The organism is Algoriphagus sp. CAU 1675 (genome assembly GCF_029222925.1).
Classification (GTDB): Bacteria; Bacteroidota; Bacteroidia; order Cytophagales; family Cyclobacteriaceae; genus Algoriphagus.
The window spans coordinates 257,725-271,411 of record NZ_JARHUI010000002.1 but is presented as its reverse complement, the minus strand read 5'-3'; the positions used below and the strand labels follow the sequence as shown (position 1 = coordinate 271,411).

The 13,687-nt window shown below is 44.1% G+C and carries 12 protein-coding genes; 5 read left to right on the top strand and 7 right to left on the bottom strand.

Translation table 11 applies throughout. The features are described from left to right. Nucleotides 1–12: 12 nt before the first annotated feature. The 6 genes from P2G54_RS05180 to P2G54_RS05155 form a co-directional block, all read right to left on the bottom strand. A complete protein-coding gene (locus tag P2G54_RS05180; RefSeq protein WP_275868904.1) occupies nt 13–1,617 on the bottom strand; it encodes a nucleoside hydrolase-like domain-containing protein in 1,605 nt (534 codons plus the stop codon). Nucleotides 1,618–1,765: 148 nt separating this feature from the next. Then, nucleotides 1,766–4,027, bottom strand: coding sequence for a molybdopterin cofactor-binding domain-containing protein (locus P2G54_RS05175; protein WP_275868902.1), 2,262 nt, complete (start codon nt 4,025–4,027; stop codon nt 1,766–1,768). Nucleotides 4,028–4,038: 11 nt separating this feature from the next. After that, nucleotides 4,039–4,497 carry a (2Fe-2S)-binding protein gene (locus P2G54_RS05170; protein WP_275868901.1) on the bottom strand — a complete coding sequence of 153 codons (459 nt, stop codon included), beginning with the start codon at nt 4,495–4,497 and terminating at the stop codon, nt 4,039–4,041. Nucleotides 4,498–4,597: 100 nt separating this feature from the next. Continuing rightward, entirely contained in the window at nt 4,598–5,746 is a 1,149-nt protein-coding gene (locus P2G54_RS05165) for an aldo/keto reductase (protein ID WP_275868899.1), read from the bottom strand. Between the two features lie 17 nt (nt 5,747–5,763). Then, a complete protein-coding gene (locus tag P2G54_RS05160; RefSeq protein ID WP_275868897.1) occupies nt 5,764–6,753 on the bottom strand; it encodes an aldo/keto reductase in 990 nt (329 codons plus the stop codon). A 301-nt stretch (nt 6,754–7,054) separates the two neighbouring features. Next, the gene (locus tag P2G54_RS05155) at nt 7,055–7,945 is read right to left on the bottom strand and encodes a hypothetical protein (RefSeq protein ID WP_275868895.1); all 891 of its coding nucleotides are present in this window, start codon (nt 7,943–7,945) and stop codon (nt 7,055–7,057) included. 166 nt (nt 7,946–8,111) lie between these two features. Here P2G54_RS05155 and P2G54_RS05150 point away from each other — a divergent pair, with 166 nt between their 5' ends. The 5 genes from P2G54_RS05150 (at nt 8,112) to P2G54_RS05130 (ending at nt 12,708) form a co-directional block, all read left to right on the top strand. Then, nucleotides 8,112–8,933 carry a hypothetical protein gene (locus tag P2G54_RS05150; protein ID WP_275868893.1) on the top strand — a complete coding sequence of 274 codons (822 nt, stop codon included), beginning with the start codon at nt 8,112–8,114 and terminating at the stop codon, nt 8,931–8,933. A 15-nt stretch (nt 8,934–8,948) separates the two neighbouring features. Continuing rightward, the gene (locus tag P2G54_RS05145; protein WP_275868891.1) at nt 8,949–9,848 is read left to right on the top strand and encodes a helix-turn-helix transcriptional regulator; all 900 of its coding nucleotides are present in this window, start codon (nt 8,949–8,951) and stop codon (nt 9,846–9,848) included. Between the two features lie 158 nt (nt 9,849–10,006). Continuing rightward, nucleotides 10,007–10,747, top strand: coding sequence for a hypothetical protein (locus P2G54_RS05140; RefSeq protein WP_275868889.1), 741 nt, complete (start codon nt 10,007–10,009; stop codon nt 10,745–10,747). 153 nt (nt 10,748–10,900) lie between these two features. Then, a complete protein-coding gene (locus P2G54_RS05135) occupies nt 10,901–11,938 on the top strand; it encodes a sensor histidine kinase (RefSeq protein ID WP_275868888.1) in 1,038 nt (345 codons plus the stop codon). Beyond that, nucleotides 11,935–12,708, top strand: a complete 774-nt coding sequence (locus P2G54_RS05130; protein WP_275868886.1) for a LytTR family DNA-binding domain-containing protein — start codon at nt 11,935–11,937, stop codon at nt 12,706–12,708. Before P2G54_RS05135 ends, P2G54_RS05130 begins: the two co-directional genes overlap by 4 nt. Nucleotides 12,709–12,730: 22 nt before the next feature. On the opposite strand, the gene P2G54_RS05125 is transcribed toward P2G54_RS05130, so the two are convergent. Then, entirely contained in the window at nt 12,731–13,573 is an 843-nt protein-coding gene (locus P2G54_RS05125) for an N-acetylmuramoyl-L-alanine amidase-like domain-containing protein (protein WP_275868884.1), read from the bottom strand. Nucleotides 13,574–13,687 lie beyond the last annotated feature (114 nt).

Here is a 13,687-nt window from a genome sequence, read left to right as displayed (position 1 = left end):
CAGTCTCTTGGATTATAGTCCTTTAACTCGAATAATCACCCGTTGATAGCTGGTCAAGGCTGGACTTCCAGAATCCGTTGCTGCTACAATTAAATGGATTTCCTGACCCGGTTTTGTATCTTTGGGTAAAATCAGCTCTATAGATTTTCCTTCAGGTCTGGAAATTTCCGCTTTTGCTTCAAAGCCACTTACCGGAGTCTGAAACCATCGTATGGATACTTCATCTCCATCCGGATCACTCACCGAGGCATGCACTTTCGTTTTTTGCCCAGGGGAACCCATCAAAATCAGTGGACCTTCAATTCTCAGGCTGGGGGCATGGTTGGCATCTTTAAAATTGGGTGTGACCGCCCATTTCATTCGGGCTGCAAAATCCTTTTGGGCTTCTGGAAAATAGTTAGGGAAGGGTTCCAAATCCGTCTGCGCTCGGTTTTGATTGGACAGAAGGGCAGCCATGTCATCCGCCGAACCCGATGAACTCATTCCCGAGACAGCAGTTGGCTGAGCAGTCAAAATTGTTCTTCCTCCCCAGCCACCGTAAGTTCCTTTTTCATATGCGCGGAGTCCATTTCCCAACATATTCATGACCGTGTGATTATCTCCTTCTCCCAGCCAAGAACCTTTTTCCTGTACGGGTAACCAGACTAAATAGCCCATTGCCTTTAGCTCCTCATTCGTTTTTCCTGCGATGCCAAAATAATCCACTTTATCACCTTCAACCATTTGTTTTCCGTCACCCCAAACCCGATACAGTTCACCCAAGGGACCTTGGTCAGAGATATTCGTTTTCATCCATGTTGAGGTTAGGTATGGAGCGTTTTCAGCTGAGGCACGGATTTGGGCACCATACCCATAGCTGGGGACTTGCCTGAATTGCCGGTATTCGATGTCGGGCCAGTTGGGACGGATATAACTTGCAAAGGTGTCGTCTTGGTCTCCAGATGGCAAAAGGACCACCTTTCGGTTGATCTTGGCCTGGATTTTTTTCCAATCCTCAGTCAACTCAAAGTCTCTTTGGATAGTGTATAGAGCTCTGGCAATGGTGCTGGCACCTCCCCAAGCAGTGATGAAAAGTTTGCCTGGATGATCGTCTAAGATTTTCCTTCGGATAAGGTCCGATCCGGGTGTATCTTTACTGAAATCCCCGTCAAAATCAATGTTTCCATATCGAATCACCGATTTCAAGTATTCGGGACTTGGGTAGCCAGGATTATGGGTTTTGAGATTGGGGTAGGATTTTTCGTAAGCTACCACGATGTCATGGATAAAGCGTTCGCCTTCGGCCCATCTCCAGGAAGTACAGGGACATTCATTCATGCCAAATCGGTCGTATTCTCTGCCAGGTACAAACCACTTGGTGCCTTTTCCGTCCCCTTTCCAATGGAACTGACTACTGGCATAGATCAGTCCTTCGATCTGCATATCCGAGCTGTACAGAATCAAGCGGATTAGGGAGTTGTTGTCGTCTAGTTCCGGGTCGGCGGTGATGATGATTCGGGGTTTGGCCGAAGGTGAGGTGGTTTGGGAGGAAACTTGGTGAATAAAAAAAATGAGACTTGAGAAAGTTAACAACCTTATAAAACTCCAAAGTCTTTTGGCTTGAAACAAATTGGACATAGGTCTACAGGTTTAGAGTTTTAAATTGATAAATTTATATTTTTTCAAATTGAAACAATATAATTATCTAGGTTAGCTTTTTTTAAAGGATTGTAAAAAAAAACGCCCGAAGATTTCTCTTCAGGCGATTGAAATGGGAAGTGATTAATTACATCTTCAAATTTTGCATCTCCAATTGTGGAGCAAAGGGTTGCTCGTAGTAGCGCTTACCGGTAGCTTTATACAGTGAGTTTGCCAAAGCGGCAAAAACAGGAGGGAAGAGAGGCTCTCCCAATCCGGTCGGTTCTTCTCCGTTGTCCACAAAATGCACTTCGATTTTCTTTGGAGCTTCCTTGTGTCGGATCATTCGATATTTGTCGAAATTGGTCTTGGTAGGCGTCCCGTTTTCAAAGGCTAATTCTCCAAAGAAGGCATTTCCGATTCCGTCCACAATTGCCCCTTCACCCATATTTCTGGCGGCATCCGGGTTGACCACAATCCCGCAATCCACAGCGGCATAGACTGATTCCACCACGGGTTGATTGTTTTTGATTACTGTGTCGACAACTTCAGCCACATAGGAATTATGACAGAAATAAGCAGATACTCCCCGGCTGACGTTGGGTTGTGGGCTATTCCAATTCGATTTTTCCCGAACTAATTCCAAAACACTGGCATAGCGCTGAGGAAGGTAGTCGTTGTTTTCTCCAACTGGATTGGTTTCTGCTCTTTTAAGCAATTCCAGGCGGAACTCTATAGGATCTTTCCCCATGGCTTCTGCCAACTCATCCAGGAAGCTTTGCTCTGCCCCGGCGATAAAGTTGGATCTCGGGGCCCTAAAGGCTCCGATGGTAATGTTGGAAGGAATGTCCCAGCTTTCCGCGAGGTAATTATCAATGGCTCCCGCAGGGAATCTATTGGCATGGATAGGGCTTTCAGGAATTCCCCCGGCCTTCACATGCAAGGCCAAAAGGTTGTTGTTCTCATCCATGGCAGCTCTATAGGTAGCGGAATAAGCCGGTCTGTAAACCCCCGCAGACATATCATCCTCACGGGTATAGACCATGGATACCGGGGCTTGAATTTTTTGGGAAATCAGGGCAGCTTCTACCAAGTGGTGGCTATAGGCTCTACGCCCAAATCCACCTCCCATTCGGGCCAGGTTGATCTGTATGTTTTCTCTGGGGATTCCCAGAGCCTGAACCAAGGTGCCCATGATAAATTCAGGAGCTTGGGTAGGTCCATAAATCACTGCTTTGTCACCTTTGACATCTGCGAAGCAATTCATGGGTTCCATGGTATTATGGGCTAAGAAAGGGGCAGAATAGGTTCTTTCGATCACCTTTGCTGCTTTTTTGAAAGCCCCTTCCGGATCTCCGTCGCGGCGTAAAATAGTCCCGGGTTTTTGACTGTATTCGGCCATTCTTGCCTTGTGGACGGAGGAGTTTTCCAATCCTGCCGGAATGGAGACTGAGGAAGTGTTTCCTCCCCATCCTGCCATTTGAAAGCTGGTTTCAGGAGCATTTTCCCATTCAACTTTCAAAGATTTTTTGGCTTGCATGACCTCCCAGGTCGAATTGCCCACGATGGCGACTATTTCGGGGAAAGTAGTGGTATCAAAACTATTTCTTGTGTAATCGTCCTTAAAAACAGAAATCGGAAATACATCCAATATACCGTGCATGCCACTTACGGAGTTTTTGTCAAAAGACTTTAATCTCATCCCAAATGCAGGGGGATGGACTATGGCAGCGTATTTCATGCCTTCTACCCTGTGATCCAAAGCGAAAAGAGGCTTTCCGGTTACTATATTTTCACCGTCTACATTCTTTTTTGAATTCCCGATGATCTTGAAATCATTGACGTCTTTTAACTGTACTTCTTCTGGAACTTCCAAAGTAGCTGCCAAGCTGGCCATTTCTCCGTAATGGGCTTTTTTGCCACTTGCTTTATGTTCCAAAATCCCGGCTGAGGTAGTTATTTCAGTAGAGGGGACATTCCAGGTTTGTGCGGCGGCGTTTACCAATAGGGCCCTTGCTGTCGCACCCGCTGTTCGCATAGGTCTCCAGCCCATGCGTATTCCCTGGCTTCCTCCGGTAAACTGTCGGTCAAAACGCTCGGGATAAAAGTCTGCTTGCTCCACAAATACGTTTTTCCAGTCTGTGTCGAGTTCCTCTGCCAAGATCATCGGCATGGAGGTTTTGACATTAGAACCGAATTCAGGGTTGGGAGAGTAGAGGGTTACCGCTCCGTTTTCTCCGATTTTGATATAGCTGTTGAGTTCAAACCATTCTTTGGGCAATCCCAATTCCTCTTCAGGGGTAGGTTTGCAACCAGCCAGCCAGCTAAAGCTGAGCATCATGCCGCCTCCTGCCAGGGCAGATACTTTTAAAAATGATCTTCTATCCAGTTTTGTGTTTACAGTAGTCATGCTTTAAAAGTTTAGAGTTTTTGGGAAGCGGTTTGTACTGCGGCTTTGATTCGGGTGTAGGTTCCGCATCTACAGATATTGCCATTCATGGCATTTTCAATTTCCTCCTCAGTTGGGTTGGGGTTGTTTTTCAAAAATGCCGCTGCGGTCATGATCTGACCGGCCTGACAATACCCGCACTGAGGCACATCATGCTCCAACCAGGCTTCCTGTACAGGGTGGTTCCCATTTTCGGAAAGTCCTTCTATGGTGGTAATTACCGAGCTGCCTACCGCTGAAACAGGCAATTGGCAAGATCGGACCGCATTGCCGTCCAGATGAATGGTGCAAGCTCCGCATTGGGCGATCCCGCATCCGAATTTGGTGCCTACCAGATCCAGGTGGTCTCTCAATACCCACAGGATGGGCGTGTTGGAATCCACGTCCACTTCTTGGGTTTTTCCGTTGATATTCAGTGTAAATAGGGCCATAGTATGTTCAAATTAGGAATAAAATTTACCAATTTAGAAGTGGATTTACTTACAGAAATCAAATAAAAGCCACTTATCTTCATGTAGCTGGTTAATTTGATCAATTCTGAATCCGACTTTGCTCCACGGGTGTGTATCGGTCTCCATATATCTGGAGTTTGGAGACGGATTCTGTGAGTTCCTTAATTTCTGCTTCTGACCACTGGATTTCTGCCACGGCCAAATTCTCCATCAGATGCGCTTCCTTGGTGGTGCCTGGAATGGGGACGATAAAGGGCTTTTGATGCATCAGCCAAGCCAAGGCTACCTGGGTTGGGGTTAATCCACGCTGATGTCCAAAGTCAATCAAGGCCTCGACAATCGGTCGGTTGGCAGCCATGGCATCCGGCTGGAAGCGGGGCAATCCTGCCCGGTTGTCGTTTTCCGCAAAAAACTTCGTCTGAGAATTGAGCATACCGGAGAGAAATCCGCGATTAATTGGGCTGTAGGGTACAAAACCGATTTCCAATTCTTCACAGGTTGCCAGAACACCATTTTCAATGACCCGATTCCACATTAGGTGAAATTCGCTTTGTATGGCAGTGACCGGCTGAACAGCATGGGCTCGTCGGATGGTTTCTACGGAAACCTCACTCAACCCAAAATTCCTGACCTTTCCTTCTGCGATGAGATCCTTTACTGTTCCCGCCACATCTTCAATTGGGACATTGGGGTCCTGTCGATGCTGGTAAAACAAATCTAAAACATCGGTTCTCAATCGTTTAAGGGATTCTTCGGCCACTTTTCGAATTTGTTCAGGACGCCCATTTAGTCCGGCCATTTGGTTGTTCTGAATATTGAACCCGAACTTGGTTGAAACCAAAATCTCTTTTCTAAAAGGTTGTAGCGCTTCTCCAACTAGATCCTCGTTGGTGTAAGGGCCGTAAACCTCAGCGGTGTCAAAGAAATTCACACCTGCTTCATAGGCTTTACGAATCAGGGCAATGGCAACTTTTCGATCGGGAATTTTACCCCGATGATAACTTAGTCCCATACAGCCCAAACCCAGTGCAGAGACTTGGAGGCTGTGTTTCCCGGAACCAAGGACTCTCTTTTTGATGAGTTTTGACGGACTCGAATTAGCTTCATTGTTTTTTGGAAAATCGCCTGAAACAGGGGCAGAAATGATCGGGGATGCTAGAAAAGCAGCGCCTAATGTGGCACCGGCTTTTAAAAAACTCCTGCGTTTGGATTCATTTGGATTTTTCATGGGCATGTGTTTGTGGTTTATCTGTCAATCATTTTTTGAGAAGCTATTGGGTATCGTTCACCAACAAGTTTGATTTGATCCAATACTCGATGAATGGTGTCCAAGTCCTCCGGGCTTAGCCTAAGATTGACACTTTCTAGATTTTCTTCCAATCGATGCAATTTAGTCGTGCCGGGAATCGGAACAATCCAAGGTTTTTGGGCCAAGAGCCAAGCCAAGGCAATTTGAGAAGGAGTGGATTGATGGGCATCTGCGATAATTTGCAATTGATGAACCAAGGCCAGATTGGCTTTTCGGGCTTCCTCGGAGAAGCGTGGAACCACATTCCGAAAATCTCCGGGGGCAAAAGCAGTCTTTTCATCCATTTTTCCGGTCAAAAATCCTTTCCCCAAAGGACTAAACGGAACAAAGCCTATCCCCAATTCTTCCAAGGTTGGGAATATTTCATCCTCAGGTTCTCTCCACCAAAGGGAATATTCACTTTGCAAAGCAGCTACCGGTTGGATTGCATGAGCTCTTCGGATGGTCTTTACCCCGGCTTCTGACAAACCAAAGTATTTGACTTTTCCTTCTTGAATCAGTTCTTTCACTGCACCGGCAACTTCTTCTATTGGAACTTTTGGATCGACCCGATGCTGGTAAAGGAGGTCAATTGAATCGACTCTCAATCTTTTGAGAGATCCTTCCACTGCCTTTTTTATATGATCGGGATGGCTGTTCAATTGGCTCCACCGACCCTCTTGATCTGGTGCAAAGCCGAATTTGGTAGCAATGACTACTTGATTTTTGAATGGTTCCAGGGCTTCGCCCAACAGTTCTTCGTTGGCAAAAGGACCATAAACTTCAGCGGTGTCAAAAAAAGTAACACCCATTTCCACGGCCTTTCGGATCAGGATAACCATGTCGGTTTTGTCGGCGGCTGGACCGTAGCCAAAGCTCATTCCCATGCAACCCAGCCCCAAGGCGGATACTTCCAAACCGCTATTTCCAAGGTTTCTAGTTTTCATTTTGATCGGGTTTTTAAGACTAACCTACTTTACAAAATTCGTATAGAATAATGACGAAAAGTAACTTTATTCAAACCAATCCTTATTAAAATCAAATAAGGGTGTGGAAACCTCAAAACCTCAAGAGTATAGGACGCTAGTCTGAGTGAATAGGTTGAAATAGCTGACTTCACGACCTGAATGGACCAGGACTGTTTCTTATTTGGGTAGGATTGATTTAAGTATAGAAAAGATCCCTTTGATGTCAGCAGTAGGTGGTTTAGGTGAGTGAATCAATGGAACCTGATCCATCTAAATTCATTTACTTACCAGCGTACTTTTTGAGTTCCTTTTTGTCCATTTCCATTGAAATAATATCGCGGGGATGAAGGGATTCAATGCCTGAGATAGTCTCAGAACTTAAAACTTCTCTCTGATCCGTAAAAACACTTACAGGAAAATTGACCCATGTCATTCCAAAATCTCCCATTTCCCAACGGCTTTGAACCATTTTGACATGATGAGTTTCTTGGTTTGGCGCAGAGGACGATTCGGCAATTTCCTGACCTGGAAAAACAGTTTCCCCCACTGTCACTTTTGCTGAATTTGCCTTGAGTCCCGTCAAACGGCTAAATGTCCCGTCTTGATGATAGATTTCTATGAAGTTTTCTGAGTTAAAATCCGAAGGGCCAGAGGAAGCGTTTTCTCCATCCATCTTGATTTCTGAGATGATTCCTTTCCTTGGAGCACAGATGATAGTGGGTTTTTCAAAGAAAAATCCCGCACCGGTATAGGCATGGCTTTCGGAGTTTTTTGGATTTTCAGGCAATTGTACGGTTAAAGGCCGCATGCTGATGACTTTACCTTCTTTCACAGGTACCAAATACGGTGGGCTGGGAAGGTCTCCTGCCTGATAATTCCCTTTGTACAACTTTGTATTGTATTGGAAACCGACCTTTTCGTTTGTATAAATCGACTGAAGCTTTATCAAATTTGTTTTTCCCGTCATCGCTACGGCAAAAACAAATCTTCCCTCCAGGGACTCCAGATTTTCAAGCTTCAGAAATTCAATTTGAATGGTGTAGGGGATAACACTCTTGTTGAAAGCCATCAGGCTTAGGTTTCTGTCCTGATCCTGTTCGGCGACTATTTGGACTTGGGCAAAAAGAAGATTTCCAATTAAAAAAAGAATGGAAGTAGTAAAGAATTTCATTAAATAAACCATTGATTGAAATTAATAATTTAATTTATAATGAACCCTATCAACTGCTGCTAAGAAGAGTGAGTTGTTTGAATAATATAAGTTTCCATTTGAAAAATATCATCCAACTTCCGATGAATTTCTTCACTTTTGCAAAATATTATCACCTATTAAGTCTATGAAACTTATTTACAAGCTATTTATCTCCTCAAAATCCCAATTGAGGGAATTGAACCTTCGGCTTTGTGTTGTCCTGTTGATTTTCGTAAGTCTAGGTTTGGATCAATATGTAATGGCTCAGGAAAGCCCAGCCCCCACTTATAGATATCTAAAAGGAAGCGTCACCGCTACTAATAACGGGATTTCCCTGATCCCCTCATTTACCTTGGGTAGACCTGCCGTCTTTTTTGACATGAGTTTTGGAGGAGAGAGACTTTCCTTTGATCCCATGTTCCGTTTTGCCATGGATGGCAAGCCTTGGACCTTTGTTTTTTGGTGGAGGTATAAAGTCATCAAAAAAGAAAAATTTACGTTGAGTGCCGGGATTCACCCGGCTTTTATGTTTGCTGAAAAGGATGTGATCATAGGAAATGGGACCGAAACCATGCTTACGACCAGAAGATTTATTGCAAGGGAAATTGTCCCAACCTTTAAGCTTTCTTCCAGAGTAAGCCTGGGGCTATACTACCTTCATGGGAATGGATTTGATCCTGATTCACCCAAAAGTTCCGATTTTGTGGGGGTCAATACCTCAATCACCAACCTTCCTCTTTTCAGGGATCTCAGTATAAATATGAATCCCCAATTCTACTTTTTGAAAGTGGATAATGACCGTGGGACTTATGTGACCTCTACATTTACCCTAAAGAAGAAAGATTTTCCTTTGGCCTTTCAGTCTGTGATCAACCAGAAAATCAAATCTGAAGTTGCCGGGGAAGATTTGGTTTGGAATATAGGTTTGGTGTATTCAATTGATAAGAAGTTTGAAAGAAAAGATTAATTGAAAGAAAGACCTATGGAAAATTCAGAAAGCTTAGAGGAGTTTTACAAGCGAAAATTCAATTGGCTACCGGAAGCCCTGAAAAAGGACATGGGTCATTTCAATATTTTTCATATTGAACCCAATCCGGATGCCAAGCTAAAAAGCATTCCCTACAGAAGAAGGGATTTTTATAAGATCATGCTTGCCAAAGGGCAGAGCCAGGTGCACTATGCGGACCGGGTCTATGAGGTGAAGAAACAGGCCCTTTCTTTTTCCAATCCCATGGTTCCCTATAAGTGGGATCATCGACACGCGGAACTATCGGGAGTTTACTGCATTTTCGATCCGCATTTCTTTGTCAACTTTGGAGATATCCAAAAGTATGAGGTCTTCCAGCCTCAGGGTACACATATTTTTGAACTGAACGACGAGGAAGTGGAAGAAGTGGAGTTCATTTTTAGCAAAATTGAAAAGGAGTTCAATTCGGATTACAAGTACAAATTTGACAGGATCCGAAACCTAGTCATGGAATTGGTGCATTTTGGTCTGAAGCTGAGGCCTGCCGAATTGCAGGTTAGCAGACAGGGAAACGCTTCCCTGAGGATAGCTTCCATATTTTTGGAACTTCTGGAGCGTCAGTTTCCCGTGGATGAAAACCACAGCAAAATCCAGTTGAGGACTCCGGCAGAGTTTGCCGATCAGCTTAATGTCCACGTAAATCATCTCAACCGGGCGGTCAAAGAGATGACCCAGAAGACGACTTCACAGATGATAGGAGACCGCATCCTGCAGGAAGCCAAGGTCCTGTTGAAACACAGTTCTTGGAACGTGACAGAAATCGCCTACTCACTCGGGTTTTCCGAGGTGACCCATTTCAATAATTTCTTCAAAAAGAAAGTCAACCTGAGTCCTACGCAATACCGGAAGGGCTGAATGGATCAATAACTTACTAGGATTGAAGGTACTTTTTTAATGCCTTCATTTCCCGAATTCCTGGCTCATTTGAAATATTCCTTAGCTCATAGGAATCTGTTTCACTCCCATGGGCAATGCCCGTAGTTTTGGTCATCAATCATTTAAAAAATGTACTCATGACCAAAGAACTAATCTTTCTAAGAACTTTTGCCATCACCGCCGCTATCAGCTCAAGCTTTCTTTTTTTCTCTTCTTTTCGGGATTCTGGGCATCAAAAATTTGAAACCATAGATGTGCAGCGAATCAATATTGTAGAGGCTGACGGAACCGTCAAACTCATCGTGACCAATGCCGGGCTTTTTCCGAATGGTTCCGAAAAAATCAATGGCAGACTCACCAATCCTGACAGGAAGAAAAGAGCAGGGATGCTGTTTTTTAATGAAGACGGACAGGAATGCGGGGGCTTGATCTACGATGGAGAGAAAAAGGAAAATGGGCACAGTTCTGGTCTTTCCCTGACATTTGACCAATACGACGGAGATCAGGTGATGCAGCTGCTCACTACAGATACCCAAAAAGGGGATCAGCGCTTTGTGAGTTCGAGCTTGGTATTCAACGATAGACCTGTCAAGGAATCCCAGGAAAGGACCATAGCAATCATGGAGGAACTGGCTGTTTTGAGAAAAAATGATCCGGAGGCATTCAAAGCAAAATACCAAGAGTATAAGGAACAGCAACTTATCGGTGGTGCACCAAGGATCATGTTGGGCAAGTCCCGAAGCCAAAACAACGGACTGTTTTTGTTTGACGACCAGGGAATGCCAAGGGCCATGTTTTATCTGGACAAGGACAATCAGCCCAAATTGGAGGCCTATGACGAGCAGGGAAATGTGACTCACTCCTGGCCTCAGCAGTAAAATTTAACGAACAAGAAGTAGGAGGGAAGCCTCCTGCTTTTTTGTGTATTTATGGTTTTTGAAAAAATGAAGGCTTTGGAATGGAGGTAAATTTATATTTTGAAGCCTTCAAGGTTTTTTGGATCAGGAAATATTAAAAAGCATCTCATCTTCATGAATAAATTTTTGGCCCGATTGCAGGTAACCCCGGGCTTTCTTCTCTTTACCGTGCTATTTGCCTATCTGGACTCCATCCGGAGCCGTATCGCACCCGGACAGGTGGTGAATGCCCTAACCTTCACTCCTGAATCTGCACTGGCAGCCATCCCAACTGTCTTGTTGACCATTGTGCTGATCCGCTATGTCTTTATTTGGGTGCATGGGGAGCATTATCCCATGATCAAGTCAAAGGCCATCTTAAGTTTTTTTATGGCAATGCTGGCATTTTTTCTCCTGTCCAATTTGCTTTCATTCGGGCTTTCTACGGTTTTTGGGACGGTGGATCGAAATTTTGTCCGGGAAATCCTGATTCGAGTCAATTTCTCAAGGATTCTTGACTTCGTAGTTTATGGGGGCTTTTACTTTGCCTTTTTGCTATTCCAAAAATTCAAGGAACACCAGAATGTGCTGGCTTCCTACGAATTGGCTTTGGCGGAGTCCAAAATCAAGCAGCTGAAACAACAGCTCAATCCCCATTTTTTATTTAACAACCTCAACGTGCTGGATCAGTTGATCGAGGAAAATCCCAAGTCGGCTTCTGTCTTTTTGAATGATTTTTCAGAGCTCTATAGATATGCTCTGGAGAAATCTGAACTAAAGTTGGTTCCCTTGAAAGAAGAAGTAGCCTTCGCTGAGAATTACTTCCGGTTGATCCTGCATAAATTTGGGAAAGGCTATGAGCTCCAGATTCTCGATCACTCCAAAGAGGAAAGTCTGATCCCCCCAATGACTCTGCAGGTATTGCTGGAAAATGTGGTTTTTCACAATCATGGAACTGATCAAGAGCCGGTGAAAATCCAGATAGAGATTGGTGATTCGATCTGTATCACTAATTCACTCAAACCCTATAAATTCCAAAAACACAGTGGAGGAATTGGTTTAAAAAATCTTCAGAAGCAATATGCGCTCTTGGCTGATACCCCGATAAAGATTGAGAAAAGGGAAGATTTGTTTGTGGTAGACTTACCTTTACTTACAAATATTGAAAAATGATCCGAGTAGTGATTTTAGAGGATGAAGTGCCTTCCAGAAATAAAATCAAACGTTTTTTGGAGCAGGTTAGCCCTTCCGTCCAATTGGTTGGGGAACTGGATTCCATAGAGTCAGGGCTTGCCTTTTTCAAGGATTCCCCAAAGGTGGATTTGTTGATTTCCGATATAGAATTACTGGATGGAAATGCATTTCAACTTTTTCAGGAGATTGATCTTCCATGCCCTGTGATATTCACTACTGCCTATAATCAGTTTTGGATGCAGGCCTTTGAGGGCAACGGGATTGAATACCTGCTCAAGCCTTTTACTTTCGAGCGCTTTCAGAAAGCTTGGGACAAGTTTTTGCGTCTGACCCAAAGCGATTCCGCTCAGGCTAGCCTTCTTTCACAATTGCAAAATTTGATGCAGCAACAGGCAAATCCTACTGTCTCTTTCAAGCAAAGGATTTCCGTTCCGACTTCAAGAGGCAGTTACTTTCTAGACTTGGAACAGATAGTTTGTTTCTTTGCTGAAAACGCCTTGATTTGGGCTCTTGATGAAAATGGGAAAAAGCATCTCTTACAGGAAGCTACGCTCAAAGAGTTGGAAGTAGATTTGGATCAGGAGCAATTTTTTAGAATTAGCAGAAGCCATTTGGTCCATAAAAAATTCGTGGTGGCTACAGAGCGCTATTCCAAAAATTCAGTTGCGATTAAACTCAAAAGTGTGGATCAACTTCTGGTTTGCAGCCAAAGCCAGACTCCTGCGTTTATGAAGTGGATTCAGCAGTAAATGGAAAGAAGAATTCCATTTTTTAATCATCAGAAAGACGGCTTACCATGATCCCGGATTGACTGCGGTTTCCAGCTAGGTAATCATGAAGAGGCATGGCTGAGATTTCCACTTCTCCGTTTTTCGAACTTGCATGCATGAGGTGGATCCTTCCGTCTTTTTTAATCGCTATTCCCACATGAACCATGTCCAGGTTGGAGATCGAAGTGGTGATGGCAATGAGGTCGCCGGATTCAATTTTGGACTCCAATGCATTGATTTCTGCTTTTGGGATGAAGTAGTAGGCGCGCTTGGAAATTTCCTTCTCGGTCTTTTTCAGTTGCTCCACATAGGCTGCATTTGCCAACTGGGGATAAAACTGAGGGTTTTCAGACATAAAGCTGGGATGATTGGGGTAAGATATACCTCCGATTTCTTGGGTTATATCCTTGAGTATGCGTTTTTTCTGGTTTTGATACATCCAGTCTGAAAAATAATGAAGCCGGGATGGATAGCCTGCATTTTTGCCTTGCCGGTAGCGAATCAGTTCCAGTTCCCGTTCAAAATCCTCAAAGCTGAATAGCTTCTTTTTTGAAATTCGGGCCAAAGCCAGCACGGATTCCACATAAGTGGTGCAATCCAATCCCATCAGGTTGATCACCAGTTTTTCTTCTCCGGGAAGTTCCAGTGTTTTTTCCACATAGGGAGTTTGGAGAAAGATCTTGCCGATTTCCAGCGTCAAGTTCTGAACCGTTTTTTTGGAATGATCTTCCTGGGAAAGCTGCTGGAGTACTGCTTCCAGTTTTTCCCGACTTTCCAATGTGCAGACTGTTTGGGCTTTAGAAATGAGGGGGAAGAAAAGAAGGAAAAGGGCTAGGTAACGCAAGATTGGGAGTTTTTAAAATGCGATGGAATTTAGTTTTTTCTCCTAAAATTCTCCAACTGAAGACGGAGAAATAAAAAAAAGCCAGTCTTCGAAGACTGGCTTTTGTACTGAGGA

Bases quoted from the DNA above. Each gene is read 5' to 3' on its own strand.
- P2G54_RS05175 (WP_275868902.1), bottom strand. From the start codon at position 4,027: ATGACTACTGTAAACACAAAACTGGATAGAAGATCATTTTTAAAAGTA.
- P2G54_RS05145 (WP_275868891.1), top strand. From the start codon at position 8,949: ATGGAAAATTCAGAAAGCTTAGAGGAGTTTTACAAGCGAAAATTCAAT.
- P2G54_RS05150 (WP_275868893.1), top strand. From the start codon at position 8,112: ATGAAACTTATTTACAAGCTATTTATCTCCTCAAAATCCCAATTGAGG.
- P2G54_RS05180 (WP_275868904.1), bottom strand. From the start codon at position 1,617: ATGTCCAATTTGTTTCAAGCCAAAAGACTTTGGAGTTTTATAAGGTTG.
- P2G54_RS05165 (WP_275868899.1), bottom strand. From the start codon at position 5,746: ATGAAAAATCCAAATGAATCCAAACGCAGGAGTTTTTTAAAAGCCGGT.
- P2G54_RS05170 (WP_275868901.1), bottom strand. From the start codon at position 4,497: ATGGCCCTATTTACACTGAATATCAACGGAAAAACCCAAGAAGTGGAC.
- P2G54_RS05140 (WP_275868889.1), top strand. From the start codon at position 10,007: ATGACCAAAGAACTAATCTTTCTAAGAACTTTTGCCATCACCGCCGCT.
- P2G54_RS05155 (WP_275868895.1), bottom strand. From the start codon at position 7,945: ATGAAATTCTTTACTACTTCCATTCTTTTTTTAATTGGAAATCTTCTT.
- P2G54_RS05135 (WP_275868888.1), top strand. From the start codon at position 10,901: ATGAATAAATTTTTGGCCCGATTGCAGGTAACCCCGGGCTTTCTTCTC.
- P2G54_RS05130 (WP_275868886.1), top strand. From the start codon at position 11,935: ATGATCCGAGTAGTGATTTTAGAGGATGAAGTGCCTTCCAGAAATAAA.
- P2G54_RS05160 (WP_275868897.1), bottom strand. From the start codon at position 6,753: ATGAAAACTAGAAACCTTGGAAATAGCGGTTTGGAAGTATCCGCCTTG.